The sequence below is a fragment of the Streptomyces sp. NPDC031274 genome (assembly GCF_055570235.1).
In genome coordinates, this window is sequence record NZ_JBVIHP010000033.1 from 49,384 (window position 1) to 73,115 (window position 23,732).

General features: G+C 69.9%; 20 protein-coding genes. 9 read left to right on the forward strand and 11 right to left on the reverse strand.

Annotation, left to right across the window (positions count from 1 at the left end):
- Positions 1–105: 105 nt before the first annotated feature.
- Both ACZ5CR_RS37730 and ACZ5CR_RS37735 read right to left on the reverse strand, forming a co-directional pair.
- Positions 106–591 carry a DoxX family protein gene (locus ACZ5CR_RS37730; protein ID WP_468866247.1) on the reverse strand — a complete coding sequence of 162 codons (486 nt, stop codon included), beginning with the start codon at positions 589–591 and terminating at the stop codon, positions 106–108.
- Between the two features lie 137 nt (positions 592–728).
- Positions 729–1,433: a class I SAM-dependent methyltransferase gene (locus ACZ5CR_RS37735; protein ID WP_468866249.1), complete on the reverse strand. Its 705-nt coding sequence runs from the start codon at positions 1,431–1,433 to the stop codon at positions 729–731.
- A 242-nt stretch (positions 1,434–1,675) separates the two neighbouring features.
- Between ACZ5CR_RS37735 and ACZ5CR_RS37740 the strand changes: the two genes are divergently transcribed.
- Positions 1,676–1,936, forward strand: coding sequence for a DUF6343 family protein (locus ACZ5CR_RS37740; protein WP_468866252.1), 261 nt, complete (start codon positions 1,676–1,678; stop codon positions 1,934–1,936).
- 52 nt (positions 1,937–1,988) lie between these two features.
- On the opposite strand, the gene ACZ5CR_RS37745 is transcribed toward ACZ5CR_RS37740, so the two are convergent.
- The 3 genes from ACZ5CR_RS37745 to ACZ5CR_RS37755 form a co-directional block, all read right to left on the reverse strand.
- A complete protein-coding gene (locus ACZ5CR_RS37745; RefSeq protein WP_389914597.1) occupies positions 1,989–2,372 on the reverse strand; it encodes a tetratricopeptide repeat protein in 384 nt (127 codons plus the stop codon).
- Between the two features lie 82 nt (positions 2,373–2,454).
- The gene (gene coaE / locus ACZ5CR_RS37750) at positions 2,455–3,057 is read right to left on the reverse strand and encodes a dephospho-CoA kinase (RefSeq protein ID WP_468866255.1); all 603 of its coding nucleotides are present in this window, start codon (positions 3,055–3,057) and stop codon (positions 2,455–2,457) included.
- Positions 3,058–3,105: 48 nt separating this feature from the next.
- Complete coding sequence (locus tag ACZ5CR_RS37755) at positions 3,106–4,044, reverse strand: proteasome assembly chaperone family protein (protein ID WP_468866258.1); 939 nt, start codon at positions 4,042–4,044, stop codon at positions 3,106–3,108.
- A gap of 242 nt (positions 4,045–4,286) precedes the next feature.
- On the opposite strand from ACZ5CR_RS37755, the gene ACZ5CR_RS37760 reads away from it, so the two are divergent.
- Positions 4,287–5,258: a right-handed parallel beta-helix repeat-containing protein gene (locus ACZ5CR_RS37760; protein WP_468866260.1), complete on the forward strand. Its 972-nt coding sequence runs from the start codon at positions 4,287–4,289 to the stop codon at positions 5,256–5,258.
- A gap of 160 nt (positions 5,259–5,418) precedes the next feature.
- On the opposite strand, the gene rpsA is transcribed toward ACZ5CR_RS37760, so the two are convergent.
- Positions 5,419–6,951 carry a 30S ribosomal protein S1 gene (gene rpsA, locus ACZ5CR_RS37765; protein WP_468866262.1) on the reverse strand — a complete coding sequence of 511 codons (1,533 nt, stop codon included), beginning with the start codon at positions 6,949–6,951 and terminating at the stop codon, positions 5,419–5,421.
- A gap of 411 nt (positions 6,952–7,362) precedes the next feature.
- Between rpsA and ACZ5CR_RS37770 the strand changes: the two genes are divergently transcribed.
- Positions 7,363–8,193, forward strand: a complete 831-nt coding sequence (locus ACZ5CR_RS37770; RefSeq protein ID WP_468866264.1) for a class I SAM-dependent methyltransferase — start codon at positions 7,363–7,365, stop codon at positions 8,191–8,193.
- Between the two features lie 4 nt (positions 8,194–8,197).
- The gene (hrpB, locus tag ACZ5CR_RS37775) at positions 8,198–10,756 is read left to right on the forward strand and encodes an ATP-dependent helicase HrpB (RefSeq protein ID WP_468866267.1); all 2,559 of its coding nucleotides are present in this window, start codon (positions 8,198–8,200) and stop codon (positions 10,754–10,756) included.
- Here the strand turns inward: hrpB and pgfA are convergent.
- From pgfA to polA, 5 genes are all read right to left on the reverse strand, one after another.
- Positions 10,746–11,747, reverse strand: coding sequence for a cell envelope lipid trafficking protein PgfA (gene pgfA, locus ACZ5CR_RS37780; RefSeq protein WP_468866269.1), 1,002 nt, complete (start codon positions 11,745–11,747; stop codon positions 10,746–10,748). The two genes, hrpB and pgfA, sit on opposite strands and share 11 nt — an antisense overlap.
- A gap of 14 nt (positions 11,748–11,761) precedes the next feature.
- Positions 11,762–11,896: an SPW_0924 family protein gene (locus tag ACZ5CR_RS37785; RefSeq protein WP_160504431.1), complete on the reverse strand. Its 135-nt coding sequence runs from the start codon at positions 11,894–11,896 to the stop codon at positions 11,762–11,764.
- A 268-nt stretch (positions 11,897–12,164) separates the two neighbouring features.
- Complete coding sequence (locus tag ACZ5CR_RS37790) at positions 12,165–13,889, reverse strand: lytic transglycosylase domain-containing protein (RefSeq protein WP_468866271.1); 1,725 nt, start codon at positions 13,887–13,889, stop codon at positions 12,165–12,167.
- Positions 13,890–14,026: 137 nt separating this feature from the next.
- Positions 14,027–15,109, reverse strand: a complete 1,083-nt coding sequence (locus ACZ5CR_RS37795; protein ID WP_468866273.1) for a serine hydrolase — start codon at positions 15,107–15,109, stop codon at positions 14,027–14,029.
- 188 nt (positions 15,110–15,297) lie between these two features.
- On the reverse strand, positions 15,298–18,042 hold the full coding sequence (polA, locus tag ACZ5CR_RS37800) for a DNA polymerase I (protein ID WP_468866275.1): 2,745 nt from the start codon (positions 18,040–18,042) through the stop codon (positions 15,298–15,300).
- A gap of 122 nt (positions 18,043–18,164) precedes the next feature.
- On the opposite strand from polA, the gene ACZ5CR_RS37805 reads away from it, so the two are divergent.
- The 5 genes from ACZ5CR_RS37805 to ACZ5CR_RS37825 all read left to right on the forward strand — a co-directional run bounded on the left by ACZ5CR_RS37805 (position 18,165) and on the right by ACZ5CR_RS37825 (position 23,597).
- Positions 18,165–20,459, forward strand: a complete 2,295-nt coding sequence (locus tag ACZ5CR_RS37805) for an FdhF/YdeP family oxidoreductase (protein WP_468866277.1) — start codon at positions 18,165–18,167, stop codon at positions 20,457–20,459.
- Between the two features lie 46 nt (positions 20,460–20,505).
- Positions 20,506–20,979: a PaaI family thioesterase gene (locus ACZ5CR_RS37810; protein ID WP_468866280.1), complete on the forward strand. Its 474-nt coding sequence runs from the start codon at positions 20,506–20,508 to the stop codon at positions 20,977–20,979.
- Between the two features lie 104 nt (positions 20,980–21,083).
- Positions 21,084–21,458, forward strand: a complete 375-nt coding sequence (locus ACZ5CR_RS37815) for a hypothetical protein (RefSeq protein ID WP_468866282.1) — start codon at positions 21,084–21,086, stop codon at positions 21,456–21,458.
- Entirely contained in the window at positions 21,455–22,093 is a 639-nt protein-coding gene (locus ACZ5CR_RS37820) for a Tat pathway signal sequence domain protein (RefSeq protein WP_468866284.1), read from the forward strand. Before ACZ5CR_RS37815 ends, ACZ5CR_RS37820 begins: the two co-directional genes overlap by 4 nt.
- 256 nt (positions 22,094–22,349) lie before the next feature.
- A complete protein-coding gene (locus ACZ5CR_RS37825) occupies positions 22,350–23,597 on the forward strand; it encodes a branched-chain amino acid ABC transporter substrate-binding protein (protein WP_468866285.1) in 1,248 nt (415 codons plus the stop codon).
- Positions 23,598–23,732 lie beyond the last annotated feature (135 nt).

The following is a 23,732-nucleotide window of genomic DNA, read 5'->3' on the forward strand; positions in this document are numbered from 1 at the left end:
TCCCCTCCCCCTTCCCTGGGCCAACCCCCCCCCCCCCCCTCCCCCCCCCCCCCCCCCACCACAGGGACGGAACAACTCCACCCCGTTGCACGGCCTTTCGCGCTCTCACACACCCCGCCGCAGGAGGATGCGAATCAGCTCCGTCGTCTGCCCGCGCCGCGCCCAGGCGATCCACGCCAGCGGCAGGATCAGGATGAGCGGCGTGGCGGCGTTCTCCCCGCCGAGCGCGGTCACGCTCACGATGAACGCACCGATCATCAGCCCGATGAGGGCAGTCGCGCCGACGGAACTGAGCACCGGGATCAACAGCGCGATCCCGCCGAGCACCTCCAGTGCACCGATCACGTACATCCCCGGCTCACCCCACCCGAGCCTCTCGAAGGCCTCGACCGCCGTGGGGTGCGCGATCAGCTTCGGCACCCCGCTGGCGAGGCCGAAGAACAGGGCGAGCGCCACCTGAATCGTGCGCAGCACGATGCGGACGGGGCGGCGCCCGGCTGCGCTTCCACCGGTACCGGTGCCGGTGGAAGCGCTGGTGACGGAGGTGGCACTGGCGGAGGTGGCACTGGCGGAGGTGGCGGCCGTGGTCATGGTGATCTCCTCGATGAGCAGGGGCTGTTGTGCTGTCACCGTGATAGACCGCCCCGCCCCGCGGAACTCATCGCCCGGCGGGGCATCTCATCTCTCCGCGCGGCCGCCCGGGGTAGCGGACCCCTCCGGCAGCCACGTCAGCCAACCGGCACCGCCCTCACCCAGATCCCGTCCTCCGTCAGGTACTTGTCGACCCTCAGTCCCGCCTCCCCCAGCACCTGCTCGAACTGCTCCTTCGTGAGCGGACGGGCACGGAACGTCTGGGTCCATACGGCGTCCGGGAAGACGTACTCCGCGTGCACCTCGTTCACCCCGTCCCCCACCGGCTCCGCCGACACGATTCGCACCGTGTACCCACCGGGGTCGACACGCTCTCTCGGCAGGTTCGTGTGGTAGTCCGCGCCCTCCCGCTGGATCAGCACGCAGCCGTCGTCCGTCACATGGCTCCGGCAGGCCCGCAGCATCCCGCGTCGCACCGACGCGTCGCCGTCGTGCACCAGGAACGACGCGAGCATCACCACCTCGAACCGCTCGCCCAGGTCGAGCTTCTCGATCGGGCTCCGGATGGTGCGCACCCGCCCGTCGAGCGCGGCGACCTTCTCCAGCATCTCGGCGGACTCGTCCACCGCAGTGATCCGGAACCCCCGTTCGAGCAGTGGACGCGTCACCCGTCCCACGCCACTGCCCAGCTCCAGAATGTGCGCCCCTGCCGGTACCGCACCGGCGATGACGTCCGGCTCGTCCCCGACGGAAAGCCGCGCGTACAGATCCACCGCACAGCCGTCCGGCGTGATCGCTCCAGGGCCCGTCCCCTCGTGTCCCTCACGCATCTCAGCAGTCATGCCCCGTCAACGAAGCACTCCGGACACCCGTTCCCCCCTCTCCCCGTGGCCGCACGGTCCACAGCGAGAACCAGCCATGCTCCCGTACCAATGACCGGCACACCTACGATCCTGAAGCCGTCGGCCCTTCCGGTCCACCACCCACGGGTGGATCCTGGAAGGTGGAGACAGAGGGAGATGGGCGGAGACAGGTGGAGGCGCCGCGCGAACAGCGGCGGACAGAGAGGAGATGACCTCTCGTGATGCGAACAGGCAGTGAGCCGGTGACCGCGCGCAGTCCTCTGCGCATGCGCTTCTGGTTCAGCGTGTGGGGCCTGATCTGGGCGACGTTCGGCACCATCGCCTTCGCCCTCGTGGGACGCCCCGGTTGGGCGGTGGCCTGCGGCGCGCTCTGGCTGATCGTCACCGCCGACATGGCGATGATCCTGCGCCACATCCACCAGGGTCCGCACTATCAGCCGGGCCGCGAGACCCCACCGTACGAACCCCCGAGGACCGGCTGACCCTCAGGGGCTGACCCTCAGGGGCCGGTCGGCGGGGGCCAGCAGGCAGGGGCTACCCCCCGGCGCCCGCGTCGCCGTCGTCGAAGCGTGCCGCCGCCAGATACTCCGGCTGCGGGTCGAGCGCCGCGGCGAGGCGGAAGTGGCGCCGGGCCTGGTCGGGCCGCGCCGCGCGTTCGTAGGTGCGGGCGAGCGCGAAGTGGGCGAACGCGTTGTCCGGCTCGCGCTCCAGGACGATGCTGAACTCAAGCTCGGCGGCGCGCAGTTGGGCTGCGGCGAAGAAGGCACGGGCCCTCAGCAGCCGCGCCGCCGTGTTCTCGGGATGGGCCGCGATGACCGTATCGAGCAGCTTCACCGCGCCTCGTGGATCCCGCGCGGCAAGGAGCTGCTCCGCCGCACGGAAGTCGATGACATGGGTCTCCGGGGTAATTTCGGGCACGCGTGACTCCTTCCCTCGCTGCTCTGTCTCAACGCCCGCAACTCCGACGCCTATTCCGCCGGGCCGCTGTCCCGCTGCTCCACTAGGCCGCCCGCGCCCGCCCCGCGAGGTCCGCCCACACGGCGCCGACCCGCTGTCGCAGACCTTCCAGCGGGCCGTCGTTGTCGATCACGATGTCGGCGATCTCCAGGCGCTTCTCGCGCGTGGCCTGGGCGGCCATCCGCGCGCGGGCGTCCTCCTCGCTCATGCCGCGCAGCCGCACGAGACGCTCCAGCTGGGTCTCGGGGCTCGCGTCGACGACGACCACCAGGTCGTACAGCGGCGCCAGGCCGTTCTCCGCGAGCAGGGGCACGTCGTGGACGACCACCGCGTCCTGCGAGGCCGCGCCCTCCAGCTCCGCGGAGCGGGCGCCGACCAGCGGGTGCACGATCGAGTTCAGCACGGCCAGCTTCTGCGGGTCGGCGAAGACGATCGAGCCGAGCTTCGGCCGGTCGAGGGAACCGTCGGGAGCGAGGATCTCCTGGCCGAAGGCCTCAACGACATCCGCCAGTCCCGGAGTTCCCGGCTCCACCACTTCCCGCGCGATCCTGTCGGCGTCGATCAGTACGGCTCCGGACGCGACGAGGAGACGAGACACTTCACTCTTGCCGGCGCCGATACCGCCGGTCAGGCCCACCTTCAGCATGACCGGCAGCTTAGGGGGTGACGTTCCGCCCCGCCCTCTCGGTCCCGACTAGGCGTCGCCCTCACGCTCCGCGAGGAAGCGCTCGAACTCCTTGCCGATCTCGTCGGCCGACGGGATGTCCACGGGCTCCGCGAGCATGTTGCCGCGCGCGTCGGCACCCGAAGCAGCGTCGTACTGGTGCTCAAGCCCCTGCACGAGGGCGACCAGTTCCTCGTCGCCCTCCTGGATCTGCCGGTCGATCTCGGTCTGGGTGCGGTGCGCCTCGGTGCGCAGGCTGTGCGCGACGCTCGGCAGCACGAGGCCCGTCGCGGCGGTGATCGCCTCCAGGACGGTCAGGGCGGCGTCCGGGTACGGGGAGCGCGCGATGTAGTGCGGGACGTGCGCGGCGACTCCGAGCACGTCGTGGCCCGCTTCAAGGAGGCGGTACTCGGCGAGCGCCGCCGCGCTTCCGGGCACCTGCGCCTCGTCGAAGGGGCTGCGGTGCCCCGGCACCAGGTCGGTGCGGTTGCCGTGCGGGGTGAGGCCCACGGGGCGGGTGTGCGGCACGCCCATGGGAATGCCGTGGAAGTTCACCGCCAGGCGTACGCCGAGCCGCTCCACGATCTGCTCGATCGCCGCCGCGAAACGCTCCCACTCGATGTCCGGCTCGGGGCCGGAGAGCAGCAGGAAGGGCGCCCCCGTGGCGTCCTGGAGCAGCCGCACTTCGAGTGCGGGCACCTCGTAGTCGGTCCAGCGGTCGCGCCGGAACGTGAGCAGCGGGCGGCGCGCGCGGTAGTCGACGAGCCGGTCGTGGTCGAAGCGCGCCACCACCTGACCGGGCAGGCTCTCCGTGAGCCGGTCGACGATCTGGTCGCCGGTCTCGCCCGCGTCGATGTAGCCGTCGAAGTGGTAGAGCATGACCAGTCCGGCCGATTCCTGGGCGAGCGCCATGTCGACGACAGCGAGGCCCTTCGGCTCCCATGCGTACAAACCCTGCGGATCAAGCACTGTGACCGCTCCTCGCCCTCTTCGTCGTGACTCGTACAGCAGAACGCCCGCAACGGCGTCGGCATTCCCTCCCGCATCCGTTCACAGCGGCTTCTTACAACACCCATGGGCAGACGCCGAGTTCACGGCGGCAGGACGGCGCCCGCACCCGGCCTGGTCCAGACCTTGACGCGGACATGACCCACCTCTACGTTCATATGCACACCCAGTGTTCATGTACAAGAACCGGAGGGTCACCCCCCATGCGCACCCGACGCACCCTGCTCATCTCCGCGCTCGCCGCGACAGCCGCCACCGGAAGCCTGGCCGTCGTGGCCACCGCCTCCCCCGTGTCGACGGCCGCCGGGACCATCGAGGTCTCCACGGCGGCCGAGCTCAAGTCCGCGCTCACCAGCGCCTCCCCGGGCGACACGATCCACCTCGCCGACGGAACGTACACCGGGAACTTCAAGACGAGTACGGCCGCGAGCTCAGGCGCCCGCATCACCCTGACCGGCTCCTCGAAGGCCGTGCTCACGGCGGGCGGCGGATACGGGCTGCACCTGAACGGCGCCTCCTACTGGACGGTGAAGGGCGTCACCGTCACGGGCGGCCAGAAGGGCATCATGATCGACTCCGCGAAGGGCGTCGTCGTGGACACCGTCACGGTCCACGGCCTCGACATGGAGGGCGTGCACTTCCGGAAGTCGAGCACCGACGGCGTCATCAAGGGCTCGAAGATCTACGACACCGGGAACGACGACCGCGGTATGGGCGAGGGCGTCTACGTGGGCAGCGCCAACACGCTCTCCGACAAGAGCGACAACGTACAGGTACTGAACAACACGATCGGCCCCGACGTGGGCGGTGAGGCCGTCGACCTCAAGGAGGGCACCACCGGCGGCAAGGTCTCCGGCAACACCTTCGACGGCAAGGGCCTGACCGGCAACAACTACGACGACTCGTGGATCGACGTGAAGGGCAACAACTACGTCATCGAGAACAACACCGGCAAGAACACCACGAACAGCGGCTACGAGACCCACAGCCAGCAGTCGGGCTGGGGCTGCGGCACGGTCTTCCGCGGCAACAGGTCCGACCTGAGCGGCTCGACGGGCGACAAGCAGCTGGCGATCAACGTGACCAACTTCAGCGGCAGTTGCAGGACGACGGTGTACGCGAGCAACACGGTGACGGGCGGCAAGGGCCTGACGAACATCACGGTGACTCCGTAAGGGCACCGTCCCGAAGGGACGAGCCCTCAGGGGAACCGCGCGACCAGCCCCCACCGCACCCGCACCCGCACCCGCACCCGAAACAGAACAACGGGCCCGCACCTCCGAAGAGATGCGGGCCCGCAGCGTTCAGCTACCGCCTAGAGAGAGCGACGCGCGGTCAGCTCTGACCGCCGGCAAGCTTCTCGCGCAGAGCGGCAAGCGCCTCGTCCGACGCCAGGGCGCCGGAGTTGTCGTCCGACTCCGAGGAGTACGAACCGCCGCCGCCGCCGCCACCGCCGCTGCCACCGGCAGCCGGAGTACCGGTCGAGGAAGCGGGAGCCGCAGCGCCCTCCGCCTCGGCCTGGGCGTCCGCCTCGCGGGACTTGATGACCTGAGCCTGGTGCTGCTCGAAGCGCGTCTGCGCCTCGGCGTACTGGGTCTCCCAGACCTCACGCTGCGACTCGAAGCCCTCGAGCCAGTCGTTGGTCTCGGGGTCGAAGCCCTCGGGGTAGATGTAGTTGCCCTGGTCGTCGTACGACGCGGCCATGCCGTACAGGGTCGGGTCGAACTCGACGACCGACGGGTCGGCGCCGAAGGCCTCGTTCGCCTGCTTCAGCGAGAGGCTGATGCGGCGACGCTCGAGGTCGATGTCGATGACCTTGACGAAGATCTCGTCGTTGACCTGGACGACCTGCTCCGGGATCTCCACGTGGCGCTCGGCCAGCTCGGAGATGTGGACCAGACCCTCGATGCCCTCGTCGACGCGCACGAACGCACCGAACGGAACGAGCTTGGTGACCTTGCCGGGAACAACCTGCCCGATCTGGTGCGTACGGGCGAACTGCTGCCACGGGTCTTCCTGCGTCGCCTTGAGCGACAGGGACACGCGCTCGCGGTCCATGTCCACGTCGAGAACCTCGACGGTGACTTCCTGGCCGACCTCGACAACCTCGGAGGGGTGGTCGATGTGCTTCCAGGAAAGCTCGGAGACGTGCACGAGACCGTCGACGCCACCGAGGTCCACGAACGCACCGAAGTTGACGATCGAGGAAACGACGCCGGAGCGGACCTGGCCCTTCTGCAGGGTCGTGAGGAAGGTCTGGCGGACCTCGCTCTGGGTCTGCTCGAGCCAGGCACGGCGGGACAGGACCACGTTGTTGCGGTTCTTGTCCAGCTCGATGATCTTGGCTTCGAGCTCCTTGCCCACGTAGGGCTGGAGGTCGCGGACGCGGCGCATCTCGACGAGGGAAGCCGGCAGGAAGCCACGGAGGCCGATGTCGAGGATGAGACCACCCTTGACGACCTCGATGACGGTACCGGTGACGATGCCGTCTTCTTCCTTGATCTTCTCGATCGTGCCCCAGGCACGCTCGTACTGAGCGCGCTTCTTGGACAGGATCAGACGGCCTTCCTTGTCCTCCTTCTGGAGAACCAGGGCCTCGATCTCATCGCCCACGGCGACGACCTCATTGGGGTCGACGTCGTGCTTGATGGAAAGCTCGCGAGACGGGATGACGCCTTCGGTCTTGTAACCGATGTCGAGCAGGACCTCGTCCCGGTCGACCTTCACGATGACGCCGTCGACGATGTCGCCGTCGTTGAAGTACTTGATCGTCTCGTCGATCGCGGCGAGGAAGGCTTCCTCGTTACCGATGTCGTTGACCGCTACCTGCGGGGTGGTGGAAGCGGTGGTCTCGGTGCTGCTCGTCATGTGGGTAAGGGCTCCGGTACGGACAGTGAGTCGTAGGTACTGCTAGCGCCGGAACCGATTTCGCACTGAGGAGCCCGGACAGCCTTGGAAGCGCCGATTCCAGAGTTTCCGAAGAAACGGAAAGGCGCCTCGACAACCGAGGGGGCGTGCAACAGATGCGAGCGCATCCTGCTAGGTCTGAGGAAGGCAGGCTCGCAGCGCAACTTGTAGCATACGGGGGCAGCCGGACAGGGTCAATGCGCGAAGGCGCACACCCGGGGCGGATCGCCGCATACCCGGCACAAATGCTGTCGCATGAGGCCACACGGGCCGCACCGCGCCCTGTCGCGACGCATTCCGGCCGACCCCGCCACCGTCCCACCACTGCCCCGCTGCGACGATCCGTGACAAGCCAGACGGAAGAGTACGACGATGGAGCCGATCATCCAAGAGTCCGAGCTGCCCGAGACGCCCGAGCCCGAGGCCACCCGCCGCGCGGCCGATTTCACGGAGAGCAGTCGCGCCAATCGCGGCTGGTGGGACAGGAACGCGGACGACTACCAGATCGAGCACGGCACCTTCCTGGGTGACGACCGGTTCGTGTGGGGTCCCGAAGGACTCGACGAGGTGGAGGCCGAGCTCCTCGGTCCGCCCGAGGAGCTGGAGGGCAAGGACGTCCTGGAGATCGGCGCGGGTGCGGCGCAGTGCTCGCGCTGGCTCGCAGCGCAGGGCGCGCGCCCGGTCGCCCTCGACATCTCCCACCGGCAGTTGCAGCACGCGCTGCGGATCGGCGGCGGGGTGCCGCTGGTGGAGGCGGACGCGGGGGCACTGCCGTTCGCCGACGGCAGCTTCGACCTCGCGTGCTCGGCGTACGGGGCCCTGCCGTTCATCGCCGACCCGGTGCGGGTCCTCAAGGACGTGCACCGCGTGCTGCGGCCCGGCGGCCGCTTCGTGTTCTCGGTGACGCACCCGATGCGCTGGGCCTTCCCCGACGAGCCGGGCCCCGAGGGTCTCTCGGTCGCGGCCTCGTACTTCGACCGCACTCCTTATGTGGAGCAGGACGAAGAGGGGAACGCCGTCTACGTGGAGCACCACCGGACGATCGGCGACCGGGTGCGGGACGTGGTGGCCGGCGGTTTCCGGCTCGTCGATCTGGTGGAGCCGGAGTGGCCCGCGTGGAACACCCAGGAGTGGGGCGGCTGGTCCCCGTTGCGCGGGAATCTGATCCCGGGGTCGGCGATCTTCGTCTGCGTACGAGACTGAGTGCGTGATCCGTCTCCGTAACGAAGCCCTGGACCTGCCCGTAAGCAGCGCGCTGCCCGCGCTGCGCTCCGCTCTGGAGGGGCCGGGCAGCGCCGTGCTGTGCGCGCCTCCCGGTACGGGCAAGACGACGTTGGTGCCGCTGGCGCTCGCGGGGCTCCTCGGGGACGCGCCGGTACGTCGTGTGGTGGTCGCGGAGCCCCGGCGCATCGCCGCTCGGGCCGCCGCGCGGCGGATGGCGTGGCTGCTCGGCGAGAAGGTCGGGGAGAGCGTCGGGTACACGGTGCGCGGTGAGCGTGTGGTGGGCAGGCACGCGCGCGTGGAGGTCGTGACGACCGGCGTCCTGTTGCAGCGGCTGCAGCGGGACCAGGAGTTGACCGGTGTCGACGTGGTGATCATCGACGAGTGCCACGAGCGGCATCTCGACGCCGACACCGTGGCGGCGTTCCTGGTCGACGTACGGGCCGCGCTGCGCCCCGAGTTGCGCCTGGTGGCCGCGTCCGCGACGACGGACGCGCAGGGGTGGTCGCGGATCCTCGGGGACGCTCCCGTGGTGGAGGCGCGGGGCACCTCGTATCCGGTCGAGGTGCTCTGGGCGCCGCCCGTACGTCCGGTACGGCCGCCGCACGGGATGCGGGTGGATCCGGCGCTGCTCACGCATGTGGCGGCGGTGGTGCGGCGAGCGCTGGCCGAACGGGACGGGGACGTCCTGTGCTTCCTGCCCGGGGTCGGTGAGATCGCGCGCGTGGCGGGACAGCTGGGGGACGCGTCCGCGGAGGTTCTGCAGGTGCACGGGCGTGCGCCCGCCGCGGTGCAGGACGCGGTGCTCGCGGGCTCGGCGGGAGGCGAGCGGCGGGTGGTCCTCGCGACGTCGGTGGCGGAGTCGTCCCTGACGGTGCCCGGGGTGCGAGTCGTGGTCGACGCGGGTCTCGCGCGTGAGCCACGGGTCGACCACGCGCGCGGCCTGAGCGCGCTGACGACGGTACGGGCTTCGCAGGCGGCGGGCCGGCAGCGGGCGGGCCGCGCGGGACGTGAGGCGCCGGGCGCCGTGTACCGGTGCTGGGCGGAGGCCGAGGACGCCCGCCTGCCGCGCTTTCCGGCGCCGGAGATCAAGCTGGCCGACCTTGCCGCGTTCGCCTTGCAGACGGCCTGCTGGGGCGATCCTGACGCCTCCGGGCTCGCCCTGCTCGATCCGCCGCCGGGTGGGGCGATGGCGGCGGCTCGGGGCGTCCTGGCGGCGGTGGGGGCGGTGTCCCCGGAGTCGGGGCGGGTCACGGAGCGAGGCTCGCGGATGGCGCGGGTCGGCCTTCACCCCCGTCTGGCGCGGGCCCTGCTCGACGCGGTTCCCCTCGTGGGGGCGCGCCGTGCGGCGGAAGTGGTGGCCCTCCTCAGCGAGGAGCCGCCGCGTGAGTACGGGGACGACCTCGCGGCGGCGTGGCGCGCTGCCCGGCGGGGCGGGGACGGGTACGCGGCACGGTGGCGCACGGAGGTGCGGCGCCTGACCGCTGCGGCGGGGGCGTCGGCGCCGGGAGCCGATACGCCGGCAGCGGCGGCTTCGGCGCCCGCGCGGAACTCCGGAGCCGGGGACGAGCACGTCGCCGGGCTCGTTGCCGCGCTCGCCTTCCCCGAGCGGGTCGCCCGGGGGCGTGGGGACGGGTCGTATCTCATGGTGAACGGGACCCGGGCCGAGGTGCGGACGGGGTCCGCGCTGACCGGCGCGGAGTGGATCACCGTGGCCGTGGCCGACCGGCCGGTGGGCGCCGGGCACGCGCGCGTGCTGCTCGGCGGGCACATCGACGGGGACGTCGCCCGGAGCGCGGCCGCGTCCCTGTACAGCGAGGGGGACGAGGTCGCCTGGGCCGACGGGGATCTCGTCGCGCGGCACGTCGAGCGCCTGGGGGCCGTGGAGCTTGCGGTGCGGCCCCTGAGGAAGCCCGCCCCCGGACTCGTACGAGAAGGGCTGCTGGCGGGGCTCGGGGAAGAAGGGACCGCGCTGCTGCACTGGTCCCAGGGCGCCCGGGAGCTGAGGGAGCGGCTCGCTTTTCTGCACCGGCATCTCGGGGCTCCCTGGCCCGACGTGTCCGAAAGCGCCCTGCACGCGCGCGTGGACGAGTGGTTGGAGCCCGAGCTCTCGAAGGCGCGGCGCCGGGCGGACCTGCGGCGCATCGACGCGGGGCAGGCGCTGAACCGGCTTCTGCCGTGGGCGACCGGCGAAGCCACCCGCCTCGACGCGCTCGCCCCGGAGCGGGTGGCGGTGCCCAGTGGGTCCAGGATCCGGATCGACTACTCCGACCCCGAACAGCCCGTGCTCGCCGTGAAGTTGCAGGAGATGTTCGGGCTCGCCCAGACGCCTCGCGTCGCGGACGGCGGCGTGCCCGTCCTCGTGCATCTGCTGTCCCCTGCCGGACGCCCGGCCGCCGTCACCGCCGATCTCGCCTCCTTCTGGCGCGACGGCTACCGGGCCGTGCGGGCCGAGCTGCGCGGGCGGTATCCGAAGCATCCGTGGCCGGAGGACCCGGCGGCGGCCCAGCCGACGCGCTTCACCAACGCGCGGCTCAGGCGTTGACCGGTTCGGGCTCGGGCGCCTGAGTGGGTTGCGGGTCACCGGGCCTGCGGCTGCGGGCCTCGAGCCAGAGGGAGAGGGCGAGCAGAAGCAGGCCGAGGCCCAGGAAACCCCAGGGGAGATAGGACGTCAGGAGGAGGACAAGGACGCGCTGGGACTTCACCAGGGCGACGGTGTCCTTGATGTAGTCCTCGCGCATCTTCACGTGGCCTGCGAAGACGGTGACCTTGTCCCGGCCGCCCAGGAGCGTGCCGCCGCGCAGCTCGTTCTTCTGGATCTCCTCGCCGTAGACGGGAGCCCCGGTGGTGGGGTCGACCCAGAACTTGCGGACGGTGGTGTACCAGCGCGTGGTGCCGGTCTTGGCGAGGGACTCCGGAGTGATGCCCTTGACCGGCATGGTCTTGGGGAAGGGCACCTTGGTCCAGGGGATGGTCTGCTCGAAGTAGTAGACCTCCACGCCGCGGAACGTCTGCGTGCCCTTGTAGTGGATGGGCTTGGTGACGCGGGCCTGTGCGTCGAAGTACTCGTAGTCCCGCTTCTCGGTCAGGAAGGGCCACTTGAACTCGATGCCCTGACGCTTGACCGGGTCCCCGTCGACCATCTCGCCGGTCGCGTGCACCGGTTCCTGGCTGTGCGCGTCGAAGATGTAGCGCTCGGGGACCTTGGAGACCATCTTTCCGTCCCCGTCCTGTACGTAGGAGAGGGCGTCCCAGACGACGACGTCGCGGGAGGAGTCCTCATCGGTCTTCTCGATCTTCTCCGAGGCCTCCACGTTGCCCTTGAGGGTCTGCACGATGGTGACCTTGTCGATCTTCTTGGCCTTCATCGAGCCGTAGTCGATGAGCGTCGGGTTCTTCGCCTCGAGGACCGCCTCCTGGTACTGGCTCGGCGGGATCTTGGCGAGGCGCGGGAAGGCGTACCAGCGCATGAGCGGGGACATCGCCGTGAAGAACACGGCGAAGGCGAGCAGGATCAGGCTGGCCTTGCGGCGCATCGCGGCGGCCCTCCCTACGGGTGCTTGGGGACGGTGGTGAGCAGGGGCTCGGGCGATGTCTCGCCGGGCGGGGCCCCCATCGCCGTGATCGTGAGGACCAGGGCGAGGGCGACGGCAAGACCGGTCGCGGCGGCGATGAGAGCGCGCATGCGGATCCTCCCGAGGCGGGAAAACTGCTGACACTGATGAACACTGGTGAGCATTGATCAACACTGATGGACGTCGATGGACCCTGATGGCCCTTGATGTCCCTTGATGGACACAGACCATGAACTGACAGGTCGTCAGGGCTGGGGCACCGTAGCAACGCGGCGGCCAGATGAGAACACGTTGCACACACACGAACGCCCCTGCGCCGGGCGGGCGCAGGGGCGTTGTGTGCGGTACGTGCGTGCGGGACGCGGGACGTGGGTGCGGCTAGGCCGCGGGCGCCGCCACCTTCAGTTCGACCGTGAGCGTCGCGCCGCCCGCGGTGGTGATGCGGAGCAGGTACGTGCCCGCGGCGTCGTCCGCGTACATCTTGGGGAGCTTGAGCACGCCGTTCGCGTCGGTCTTCAGGGCCTTGAGGGTGCGGACCGGCTTGCCGTCCGCGTCCTTGAAGTACGGCCCCTTGTCGTTGGCCGTGGCGTCGGCCGCCGACTTGATCATGGTCGCGGTGGCCGCGACACGGTCGGCGGCCTCTCCCTCGTACGTCGCCTTGACCTCGACCTGGTCGGCGAACTCCTTGCCCGGCTCGCAGATCAGCGCCTTGTCGCTGGTCCTGGCCAGCTTGTCGGCCTGGCGCGCGGTGACCGTCGCCGTGTAGTCGAGGCCGGGCAGCGAGCGGCCGACGACCTTGGCCCGGACCGTGAACTCGCCCGTCTTCTCACCCGCCCCGAGCGCCGGGGCGGTGGCCTTGCCCGAGGCGCTCGTGGTGACGGTCGCGCTGGTGGCGCCGCCCGGGAAGCGCGCGTCGGTGTCACCGACGATCGAGAACTTCACCTTGACCTTGCCCACACCCGAGCCCGACGCGGACTCCGTGCGCACCGCGACGTGCTCGGCGAAGGCGTCGCCCGCCGTCGCGGAGAGCTTGCCGGTACCGGCGTTCTCCAGGCTCGCGACCCGGTCGGTGGGCGAGGGTGCGGGAGTGGAGGGGTCGGGGCTCTGAGAGCCGCCGCCGTTGCTCGGCGGCTTGGACGGGCTGCCGCCGCCGTTGCCGGGCTTGGACGGCTTGGACGACTTGTCGGGCTTGTGGGTGCCGGGGGCGGACGGCTTCCGCGAGGGCGAACCGGACGCCGGGGGCGTGGGCGTGAGCGACGGGCTCGGGCTCGCGCCCGGGCTGTTGCCGTCGCTGCGGTCGCCCGGCAGGTCGCCCGTGCCGTCGGGGATCTCGCTGACGCCCTTGCGGTAGTGCTCCAGCCATGTCAGGACCGTGTTCAGGTAGTCCGTCGAGTGGTTGTAGCTGAGGATCGCCTTGTGCAGATCGGCCTCGACGGACAGGTCGCGGTCGCTCGCGCAGAGATAGCTTCCCGCGGCGAGCGCGGCGTCGTAGATGTTGTTCGGGTCCGTCTTGCCGTCCGCGTTGCCGTCCTTCGCCCAGGTGTCCCACGTCGAGGGGATGAACTGCATGGGGCCGACCGCGCGGTCGTGCGTCTTGTCGCTGTCGTACGCGCCGTCGTCGGTGTCGGTGATCTTCGCGAAGCCGTTGCCGTTGAGAACAGGGCCGAGGATCGGTGCGATCGTCGTGCCGTTCGCGTCCACGCGACCGCCACGCGCCTGGCCCGACTCGACCTTGCCTATCGCGGCGAGCAGCTGCCAGGGGAGATTGCAGCCGGGCTTGGAGGTGGCCAGGGACGCCTCGGCCTTCTTGTACGCGTCGAGGACGGTGGCCGGGATCTCCGATTCGGTTTCCTCGTCACCGCCGTCAGGCGCTCCGGTCGGCGGGACCGGGGTCTTCAGGGGCGGCAGGTCGGTGTAGTAGGGGGAGTTGCCGGTCGCGGAGTCCTCGGGTGGCTGCGTGGCTTCGGACGCCCCCGCCCGCTCGTCGCGAGGGACGTCCGTCACGCCCGGGGCCTGGGACGCCGCGAGCGCCGCCACCGCCGCCGCGGCCACCGCGGTGGTCACCGCTCCCCTGCGCATCCGCCTGCCGAATACCGCCGCCATGACTGTGGACCCCTCCCCTGGACGACTGTGCGTGCCGCCACCCGCTCTGTGGTGTTTTCCGTTGTGCTCCCCAGCGGGCCGACTCAGGCGACACTACGACAACTTCCGGCGCCCAGACACCCGTTCGTGCCCGATTTTCACCGGTTGGCCGTGCTCCGTTCGGTCGGGGCCTCGGGAGGGGCGTCCTCGGACCCCTCGGCCGAGGCGTCGTACGGTGCCGAGCCGTCGGACACTTCGCTGATCTCGCTCTCCGGGGTGAGCTCCTGGCCCGCGGAGCGGCCCTTGTTGAGCGCGCGGTGCACGGCCTGGGCAACGCGTTCGATCGTACGGACTCCGTACTTCATCGTGGGATTGTCGTGTGAGAGGACGACGATGCGGTAGGCACGGTTGCGGGCCCTCGTTGTCGGCTCAGCCGCCGTCTCCGTCGTCGCCTTGTCTTTCTCTGTCGCCTTCGCTGCCCCCTTCGCTGTGGACGGTCCGGTGAACGCTCCGATGCTGTGTACCCGCCAGCCGTGCGTGGACCGGGGCAGCCAGCCGTTCTTGAGGTAGGCCCTGGTACCGCGCGGCATTCCGGCGGGCACTCCCCAGCGCTGGTCGCGCCGCACCTCGTTCAGCTGCTTCAGTCCGTACGCGCGTGAGCTCGCGCTCAGCAGGGCGCGGGTCCTGGCCCCGGTGAGGACGCCGAGGAGTTTGAGCTGGTCGGCCGCGGAGGTGCGGGTCAGGCCAAAGAGGCCGTACGGGTTGAGCGTGGTGGCGGTGGTGCCCGCACGGCCCAGATAGCGGGTGATGTAGGGCCGGCCCAGGTCGTCGAAGAGGCGCCGGGCCGCTGTGTTGTCCGAGCGGGTGATCATGGGGCGGATCTTGCGGCGCTCCCAGGCGGTGAGTCCGCGGCCCCAGTCCTGTGCGCGGCGGAGGGTGGCCTCCATGATCATGACCTTGGCGATGCTGGCGGTGTCGTAGCGGTGGCTGCTGCCGAGGGTGCAGCTCACGCCGGTGGCGGGGTCGTGGACGGCCACGGAGACGGTGCCCCGCCGGGCCGCCAGGACGGCGCGGATGTCGCGGGAGAGCTGGGCGGCGAGGGCGGGGGCGTTGCGGGCCGTGCAGGATGCCGCGCGTTGCGCTGTGCCCGCCTGGGCGGCGGTTGCGGGTATCGGGGAGAGGAGGGTGGTGACCAGTGCCGTGGCTATCGCTATTCGGTACTTTCGCAGGTGAAGAGCCATGCGGTCATCGTGGCCGGGGCGCCTCCGCGGGGCTCGGGGGCGGGGGCCACGTGGGTGAGGACGCCGGGGGGCTCTCCCCCTGAATCGCCGGACGGGCTGAGATCTTCAGCCCGTCCGGCGATTGAGGACGAACTCGGCGAAGCCGGTGATAACGGTGCGCCAAGGAACGCCGCTCAAGCCCGACGCGGTCAGTGCGCCGCCGACTCCCAGTCCGCCCCGACCCCCACCGACACGTCCAACGGAGCCCGCAGCGACGCCGCGCCCGCCATTTCGTGGCGGACGATCTCCTCCACCTTGGCGCGCTCGCCCGGCGCGATCTCCAGGACGATTTCGTCGTGGACCTGGAGCAGCATCCGGGAGTCGAGCTTCGCCTCCGTCAGGGCACGGTGCACGTTCAGCATGGCGATCTTGACGATGTCCGCGGCCGTGCCCTGGATGGGCGCGTTCAGGGCCATCCGCTCGGCCATCTCACGGCGCTGGCGGTTGTCGCTGTTGAGGTCGGGAAGATACCGGCGGCGGCCCAGCATCGTCTCCGTGTAGCCCGTCGCGCGGGCCTCGTCGACGGCTCGGCGCAGATAGTCGCGGACGCCGCCGAAACGCTCGAAGTACGTGTCCATCAGCGCACGGGCCTCGCCCGCATCGATGTTCAGCTGCTGGGAGAGGCCGAACGCGGAGAGGCCGTACGCGAGGCCGTACGACATGGCCTTGATCTTGCGGCGCATCTCGGCGTCGACGGCGGAGCCCTCCACGCCGAACACCTGGGACGCCACGGTCGTGTGCAGGTCCTCACCCGACGCGAACGCCTCCAGGAGGCCCTCGTCCTCGGAGAGGTGGGCCATCACGCGCAGTTCGATCTGGCTGTAGTCCGCCGTCATCAGGGACTCGAAGCCCTCGCCGACCACGAAGCCGCGGCGGATCGCCCGGCCCTCGTCCGTGCGGACCGGGATGTTCTGCAGGTTCGGTTCGGTGGAGGACAGACGGCCCGTCGCCGCGACCGTCTGGTTGAACGTCGTGTGGATGCGGCCGTCCGCGGCGATCGCCTTGATCAGGCCCTCGACCGTGACGCGCAGCTTCGCCTGCTCGCGGTGGCGCAACATGATGACCGGCAGTTCGTTCTCGGTCTGGGCCGCGAGCCAGGCCAGGGCGTCCGCGTCCGTGGTGTAGCCGGTCTTGGTCTTCTTCGTCTTGGGGAGGTTCAGCTCGCCGAAGAGGACTTCCTGGAGCTGCTTGGGCGAGCCGAGGTTGAACTCGTGGCCCGCCGCCTCGTGCGCCTCCTTCACCGCCTGCTGCACCGCGCCGGCGAACTGCTGCTCCATCGCCTCCAGATGGGCGCGGTCCGCCGCGATGCCGTGCCGCTCCAGGCTGGCAAGGAGGGTGGACGTCGGCAGTTCGATGTCCGTCAGGAGATTGCCCGCGCCGACCTCCTTCAGCTTCTCGCCGAAGGCCGTGCCCAGGTCGAGGATCGTGCGGGCCTGCGACATCAGTGCGTCGGCCTCGGCCTGGTCGTCCTCCTCTTCCGTACCGAAGGCGAGCTGTCCTTCGGGGGCGGACGCGGGCGCCAGCTCCCGGCCCAGGTACTCCAGGGAGAGGGCGTCCAGGGCGAAGGAGCGGCGGCCCGGCTTGACCAGGTACGCGGCGAGCGCCGTGTCCATGCCGACGCCGTCCACGGTCCAGCCGTGCTCCGGGAAGACCCGCATCGTGGCCTTGGCGTTGTGCAGGACCTTGGGCTTCTTCGGGTCGGCGATCCAGGCCGCGAAGGCGTTCTCGTCGGCCTCGTCCAGGCGCGAGGGGTCGAACCAGGCCGCGGCTCCCCCGGCCGCCGCGAGGGCGACCTCGGTCACCGAGCCCGTGCCGAGCTGCCAGGTGTCGACCGTGGCCACGCCCAGGACGGCCTTGCCGTGCTCGGCGAGCCACGGGCCGAGCTCGCCCGCGCCGATCACCGTGCCGTCCAGCTCGACGCCGGGCTCGGCCGGGGTCTCCTCTGCCTCCTCGGCGCCGGGGTCGACGGCCAGGAGACGCTCGCGCAGCGAGGGGTTGCGGATCTCCAGGGTGTCCAGGACGAGGGCGAGGGCCGTGCGGTCGTACGGAGCGCGCTCCAGGTCGGTGACCGCCTTGGGCAGCTCGACGTCGCGCACCATCTCCGTGAGGCGGCGGTTCAGCTTCACGGCGTCCAGGTGGTCGCGGAAGTTCTGCCCGGCCTTGCCCTTGACCTCTTCGGCGCGCTCGACGAGGTCCGCGAAGGAACCGAACTGGTTGATCCACTTCGCGGCGGTCTTCTCGCCGACGCCGGGGATGCCGGGGAGGTTGTCCGACGGGTCGCCGCGCAGGGCCGCGAAGTCGGGGTACTGGCTGGGCGTGAGGCCGTACTTCTCCTCGACCTTCTCCGGTGTGAAGCGCGTCAGCTCGGAGACGCCCTTCGTGGGATACAGCACCGTCACGTGGTCGGTGATCAGCTGAAAGGAGTCGCGGTCGCCGGTGACGATCAGGACGTCGAAGCCGGCCGCCTCCGCCTGGGTGGCGAGCGTGGCGATGACGTCGTCCGCCTCGAAGCCGTCCACCGCGAACCGCACCGCGTGCATCGCGTCGAGCACCTCGCCGATCAGCTCGACCTGACCCTTGAACTCGTCCGGGGTCTTGGAGCGGTTCGCCTTGTACTCGGGGAACTCCGAGGAGCGCCACGTCTTGCGCGAGACGTCGAAGGCCACCGCGAAGTGCGTGGGCGCCTCGTCGCGCAGTGTGTTCGCCAGCATCGACGCGAAGCCGTAGATCGCGTTCGTCGGCTGGCCCGTCGCGGTCGTGAAGTTCTCCGCGGGCAGCGCGAAGAACGCCCGGTAGGCCAGGGAGTGCCCGTCCATGAGGAGCAGGCGCGGACGCTGCTCGCCACTCGGCTTCGTCGCGGTCTCGGACTTCTTCTTCGCTGCTTTTTCTGCCACGTCCCCGATCCTGCCACGCCCCACTGACACTCAGGCCCAACCCTCACCCGCGGCCGCGCTGTCACTGCCGCGTGGGAGGATCGGAGACGTACCTCACGCACGTGCTCGAAGGGGAGCCGACCATGGCAAGGAAGTCGCCCAAGGGTGATCCGGTCCAGGACGCACCGCAGGTCGCCGAGGTGCAGCACGCCGCGGCGGGCCTTCCCGCCATCGGGCACACGCTGCGCATCGCCCAGCAGCAGATGGGGGTGCGCCGCACGGCGCTGACCCTGCTGCGGGTCAATCAGAAGGACGGCTTCGACTGCCCCGGCTGCGCCTGGCCCGAGCCGGAGCACCGGCACAAGGCGGAGTTCTGCGAGAACGGCGCGAAGGCGGTCGCCGAGGAAGCCACCCTGCGCCGCGTCACCCCCGACTTCTTCGCCGCGCACCCCGTGACCGACCTCGCCACCCGCAGTGGGTACTGGCTGGGTCAGCAGGGCCGCCTCACCCACCCGATGTATCTGGCGGAGGGCGCCGAGCGCTATGAACCCGTCTCCTGGGAGCGGGCCTTCGACATCATCGGCGAGGAACTGGCCGCGCTGGACAGCCCGGACGAGTCCGTCTACTACACCTCGGGCCGCACCAGCAACGAAGCGGCGTTCCTGTACCAGCTGTTCGCCCGCGAGCTGGGCACGAACAATCTGCCCGACTGTTCGAACATGTGCCATGAGTCGTCCGGCTCCGCCCTCACGGAGACCATCGGGGTCGGCAAGGGCAGCGTCCTCCTTGAGGACCTGTACAAGTCGGATCTGATCATCGTCGCGGGGCAGAACCCGGGCACGAACCATCCGCGCATGCTCTCCGCCCTGGAGAAGGCGAAGAACAACGGCGCGAAGATCATCACGGTCAATCCGCTGCCCGAGGCAGGCCTGGAGCGCTTCAAGAATCCGCAGACCCCGCAGGGCATGCTCAAGGGCACCGCCCTCACCGACCTCTTCCTGCAGATCCGCCTCGGCGGCGACCAGGCCCTGTTCCGTCTCCTGAACAAGCTCATCCTCGACACGGAGGGCGCGGTCGACGAGGAGTTCGTCCGCGAGCACACCCATGGGTACGAGGAGTTCACCGAGGCCGCGCGCCGCGCCGACTGGGACGAGACCCTCGCCGCGACCGGCCTCCCCCGCGAGCACATCGAGGAAGCCCTCGCCATGGTCCTCGCCTCCGAGCGCACCGTCGTGTGCTGGGCGATGGGCCTGACCCAGCACAAGCACGCCGTGCCGACCATCCGCGAGGTCGTCAACTTCCTTCTGCTGCGCGGCAACATCGGCCGCCCCGGCGCGGGCGTGTGCCCGGTGCGCGGGCACTCGAACGTGCAGGGCGACCGCACGATGGGCATCTTCGAGCGGCCCGCCCCCGCCTTCCTCGACGCCCTGGAGAAGGAGTTCGGCTTCGCGCCGCCGCGCGAGCACGGCCTGGACGTCGTCCGCGCGATCGAGGCGCTGCGGGACGGCAAGGCGAAGGTCTTCTTCGCGATGGGCGGCAATTTCGTCGCGGCGTCGCCCGACACCCAGGTGACGGAGGCGGCGATGCGCAAGGCCCGCCTGACCGTCCACGTGTCGACGAAGCTGAACCGCTCGCACGCCGTCACGGGCGCGCGGGCGCTGATCCTGCCGACGCTCGGCCGCACCGAGCGGGACCTCCAGGGCGGCCCGGAGGGGAAAGGCACAGAGCAGTTCGTGACCGTCGAGGACTCCATGGGCATGGTGCACGCCTCGCGCGGCCGTCTGGAGCCCGCGAGCCCGCACCTGCTCTCCGAACCGGCCATCGTGTGCCGCCTCGCCCGCCGCGTCCTCGGTCCCGGATCGGCCACGCCCTGGGAGGAGTTCGAGAAGGACTACGCCACGGTGCGTGACCGCATCGCGCGCGTGATCCCCGGCTTCGAGGACTTCAACGTCAGGGTGGCCGACCCCGCGGGCTTCGCCCTGCCGCACGCCCCGCGCGACGAGCGCCGCTTCCCCACGGCCACCGGCAAGGCGAACTTCACGGCGGCCCCCGTCGAGTTCCCCGACCTGCCGGAGGGACGGCTGCTCCTGCAGACGCTGCGCTCCCACGATCAGTACAACACCACGATCTACGGCCTCGACGACCGCTACCGCGGCATCAAGAACGGCCGTCGGGTCGTCATGGTCAACCCCGATGACGCCCGCGACCTCGGCCTCGCCGAAGGGTCGTACGCCGACCTCGTCAGCGAGTGGAAGGACGGCGTCGAGCGGCGCGCGCCCGGCTTCCGGATCGTGCACTATCCGACGGCCCGGGGCTGCGCGGCGGCGTACTACCCGGAGACGAACGTCCTGATCCCGCTGGACGCGACGGCCGACACGAGCAACACCCCCGCCAGCAAGTCCGTCGTCGTCCGCCTGGAACAATCGGGAACCGACTGAGCGTTCGCTCAGCGTCAGGTGAGGACGACGGACGGAGCAGGGCCCCATGGGCGAGCAGCACAGCGTGAAGTTCCCGCAAGAGGTCATCGACGAGTACGCGGCGCTCGGCGTCGACCTGCCCGCCCTCTTCTCCGCGGGCGACCTCGGCACCCGCATGGGCGTCCAGATCGTCGAGGCCTCCGCGGACCGCGTCGTCGGCACCATGCCGGTCGAGGGCAACACCCAGCCGTACGGCCTGCTGCACGGCGGCGCCTCCGCCGTCCTCGCCGAGACCCTCGGGTCGGTCGGCTCGATGCTGCACGGCGGGAGCAAGAAGCTCGCCGTCGGCGTCGACCTGAACTGCACGCACCACCGGGGCGCGCGTTCGGGCCTGGTCACCGGCGTGGCGACGCCCGTACACCGGGGCCGCTCGACGGCGACGTACGAGATCGTCATCACCGACGAGCAGGACAAGCGGGTGTGCACCGCACGGCTGACCTGCCTGCTGCGTGACATGGAGACCAACGGCTCTGCCGGATAAGGCGGTTGAGGGCGGCGCGCCCCCACAGGATCAGGAGTTCCCCCACGGGATCAGGCGCGCCCCACGCATTGTCGGAGCATGCGGCTCCGGTCTAGCGTCTGTGCATGAGGCACCACAAACCGCTCTGTGCGCTCGCCTTCGCCACCCTCCTCGCCGCCACCGGATGCGGGAGCCCGCCTTCCGCCGACTCCCCTGAATCCTCGCCCGCCACCACATCCCCCGAGGACCTCTGCACGGCCCTGATCACCAGGTGGGGACGGCAGATCTACGACTCGGGCAAGGAGACCTACGGCGACTACCAGTCGATGGGCCTCTCCAACGGGCAGTACACGATCCTTCGGGACACCCTCGACCTGGCCCGCGCCGAGCGCGAGCGCCACGGAGCCGCCGCGGGACGGAAGTTGATCGCCCGCAAGGCCCACGAGCGGTGCGAGAAGCGCTACCGCCACGGTGAGCCGAGCGGCGGGCCGTGGGTGTGAACGCCATCGGCCCGATCGAGCCGGGCGACAACACCTACGACACCGGCGACACCAGCACCGACACCGACGCAGCGGATCAGGCAGCCGCACCCCCCGTACGCCCCCGCACGCTCCTCGCCCGTCACCGCCGCGCCGCCCTGGCCCTCGCCACGGCCGCGGCCGTCGGGGCGGCCGGAGTCAGCCTCTACCTGACCCGCCCCCGCCCCCCGGAGCCACCACCGCCGCTCTATCCGTCGCAGACCGTGTCCGTGACGTACAGGGGCGAGATGACGCACCCCAAGGCCGGTGACCGCACGTTCAGCTTCGCCGTCAGCATCGGCCAGTACTCGGGGCCGCCGGCGTCCGTCAGACGGATCGCCCAGCCGACGACAGCCCTATCGGTCACCGCCACCCCCCATACCCCATTCACAGTGAAAACGGGAAGCCCTCGTACGGCACGCATCACGATGCACATTCGCGAATGCGGAAAAGTGCAGCGGAATGCCGGACTCCCTTTCCTGAACGTAACACTGCGTAATGCGCGCGCAATGCAGATACAGAGCTTCATCCTCGGCTCGGCGTACGCCAAAGATCTTTCCGGGGCCCTGACAGCCGCATGCCCTCCGAACACTGATGTCATGAGTGAAACACCCTGACAGTCCTGCAAGTTCTCACCATGCGGGATACGCCGAAGATGGCGCATTCCGCCCCAACCACCCCCTGAGTTCCAGCGCGGAATACTCCGTGGCATAACAAGAGCGTCACACCTTTGCCCGGACTACTCCACCAGGAACAAAGCGCCCCTTAGAGTCACGGCCAGTCACCGCGCCCACCGGATTCCTGTCAGTTCGGTTTCTGCGCTCGACTCGGCCACCCAACAGGGGACGGCCGTGCCAGGGGAAAGGACTGATCGTGCGTCAACGTTCGCTCATAGCCATCACCGCTGCACTCACCGCGGGGGCACTCACCCTCACCGCCTGTGGCTCACGCGACGACAAGGACAAGGACGATGCCGGGGGCGGCGGCACCACCGTGGTCATCGGCGTCGACGCGCCACTGACCGGCGACCTGTCCGCGCTGGGCCTCGGTATCCGCAACTCCGTGGATCTCGCCGCCAAGCAGGCCAACGCGAAGAAGTACGTCGACGGCATCACCTTCAAGGTGGAGTCCGCCGACGACCAGGGACAGCCCGCGTCGGGCCAGACCAACGCGACCAAGTTCGTCGCCAACAAGGACATCCTCGGCGCCGTCGGCCCCCTGAACTCCTCCGTCGGCGAGTCGATGCAGAAGGTCTTCGACGACGCGAAGCTCGTCCAGGTCTCCCCCGCCAACACCAACCCGGCCATGACCCAGGGCCAGGACTGGAACGGCGGCAAGAAGGTTCGCCCGTACAAGGCCTACTTCCGTACGGCCACCACGGACGCGATCCAGGGCCCGTTCGCCGCGCAGTACCTGTTCAACAAGGCGAAGAAGAAGAAGGTCTTCGTCGTCGACGACAAGAAGACCTACGGTGCCGGTCTCGCCGCCACCTTCAAGGACGAGTTCACCAAGCTCGGCGGCAAGGTCGCGGGCACCGAGCACGTGAACCCGGACACCAAGGACTTCGGCGCCGTCGCCACGAAGATCAAGAACTCTGACGCGGACGTCGTCTACTACGGCGGCGAGTACCCCGCGGCAGGCCCGCTCAGCAAGCAGATGAAGAAGGCCGGAGCCAAGATCCCGCTCGTCGGCGGCGACGGCATCTACAGCGCCGACTTCGTGAAGCTCGCGGGCGCGGAAGGCAAGGGTGACTACGCCACCTCGGTCGGCCAGCCCGTCGAAGAGCTCCCGTCCGCCAAGGAGTTCATCGCGAACTACAAGAAGGCCGGCTACAAGGAGGCCTACGAAGCCTACGGCGGCTACTCGTACGACTCGGCCTGGGCGATCATCGAAGCGGTCAAGAAGGTCGTCGACGACAACGACGGCAAGGTGCCCGACGACGCTCGCGCCAAGATCGTCGAGGCCATGCAGGGCGTCTCGTTCGACGGTGTGACCGGCAAGGTCTCCTTCGACAAGTACGGCGACGCCACCAACAAGCAGCTCACCGTGTACCAGGTGAAGTCCACCCAGGACCCGACCAAGGGCTGGAAGCCGGTCGAGTCCGGCACGTTCACCGGCTGATCCACCCCGCAGCCCACGACACCCCCGCGGGGGGGGGGGGGTTTTTTTTTGGCCCCCGCGGGGGGGGGGCCCTGCACCTGGGCGTCAGGCAGAAAACAAAAAAAAAGAAGAGAAAAACAAAAAAAAGCGAAGAGG

Excerpts from the sequence above, each read along its gene's own strand:
- ACZ5CR_RS37770 (WP_468866264.1), top strand. The coding sequence starts at position 7,363 with ATGGAGCCGATCATCCAAGAGTCCGAGCTGCCCGAGACGCCCGAGCCC.
- ACZ5CR_RS37730 (WP_468866247.1), bottom strand. The coding sequence starts at position 591 with ATGACCACGGCCGCCACCTCCGCCAGTGCCACCTCCGCCAGTGCCACC.
- ACZ5CR_RS37785 (WP_160504431.1), bottom strand. The coding sequence starts at position 11,896 with ATGCGCGCTCTCATCGCCGCCGCGACCGGTCTTGCCGTCGCCCTCGCC.
- rpsA (WP_468866262.1), bottom strand. The coding sequence starts at position 6,951 with ATGACGAGCAGCACCGAGACCACCGCTTCCACCACCCCGCAGGTAGCG.
- ACZ5CR_RS37735 (WP_468866249.1), bottom strand. The coding sequence starts at position 1,433 with ATGACTGCTGAGATGCGTGAGGGACACGAGGGGACGGGCCCTGGAGCG.
- ACZ5CR_RS37790 (WP_468866271.1), bottom strand. The coding sequence starts at position 13,889 with ATGGCGGCGGTATTCGGCAGGCGGATGCGCAGGGGAGCGGTGACCACC.
- ACZ5CR_RS37815 (WP_468866282.1), top strand. The coding sequence starts at position 21,084 with ATGAGGCACCACAAACCGCTCTGTGCGCTCGCCTTCGCCACCCTCCTC.
- ACZ5CR_RS37810 (WP_468866280.1), top strand. The coding sequence starts at position 20,506 with ATGGGCGAGCAGCACAGCGTGAAGTTCCCGCAAGAGGTCATCGACGAG.
- coaE (WP_468866255.1), bottom strand. The coding sequence starts at position 3,057 with ATGCTGAAGGTGGGCCTGACCGGCGGTATCGGCGCCGGCAAGAGTGAA.
- ACZ5CR_RS37805 (WP_468866277.1), top strand. The coding sequence starts at position 18,165 with ATGGCAAGGAAGTCGCCCAAGGGTGATCCGGTCCAGGACGCACCGCAG.
- ACZ5CR_RS37795 (WP_468866273.1), bottom strand. The coding sequence starts at position 15,109 with ATGGCTCTTCACCTGCGAAAGTACCGAATAGCGATAGCCACGGCACTG.
- pgfA (WP_468866269.1), bottom strand. The coding sequence starts at position 11,747 with ATGCGCCGCAAGGCCAGCCTGATCCTGCTCGCCTTCGCCGTGTTCTTC.
- ACZ5CR_RS37760 (WP_468866260.1), top strand. The coding sequence starts at position 4,287 with ATGCGCACCCGACGCACCCTGCTCATCTCCGCGCTCGCCGCGACAGCC.
- ACZ5CR_RS37740 (WP_468866252.1), top strand. The coding sequence starts at position 1,676 with ATGCGAACAGGCAGTGAGCCGGTGACCGCGCGCAGTCCTCTGCGCATG.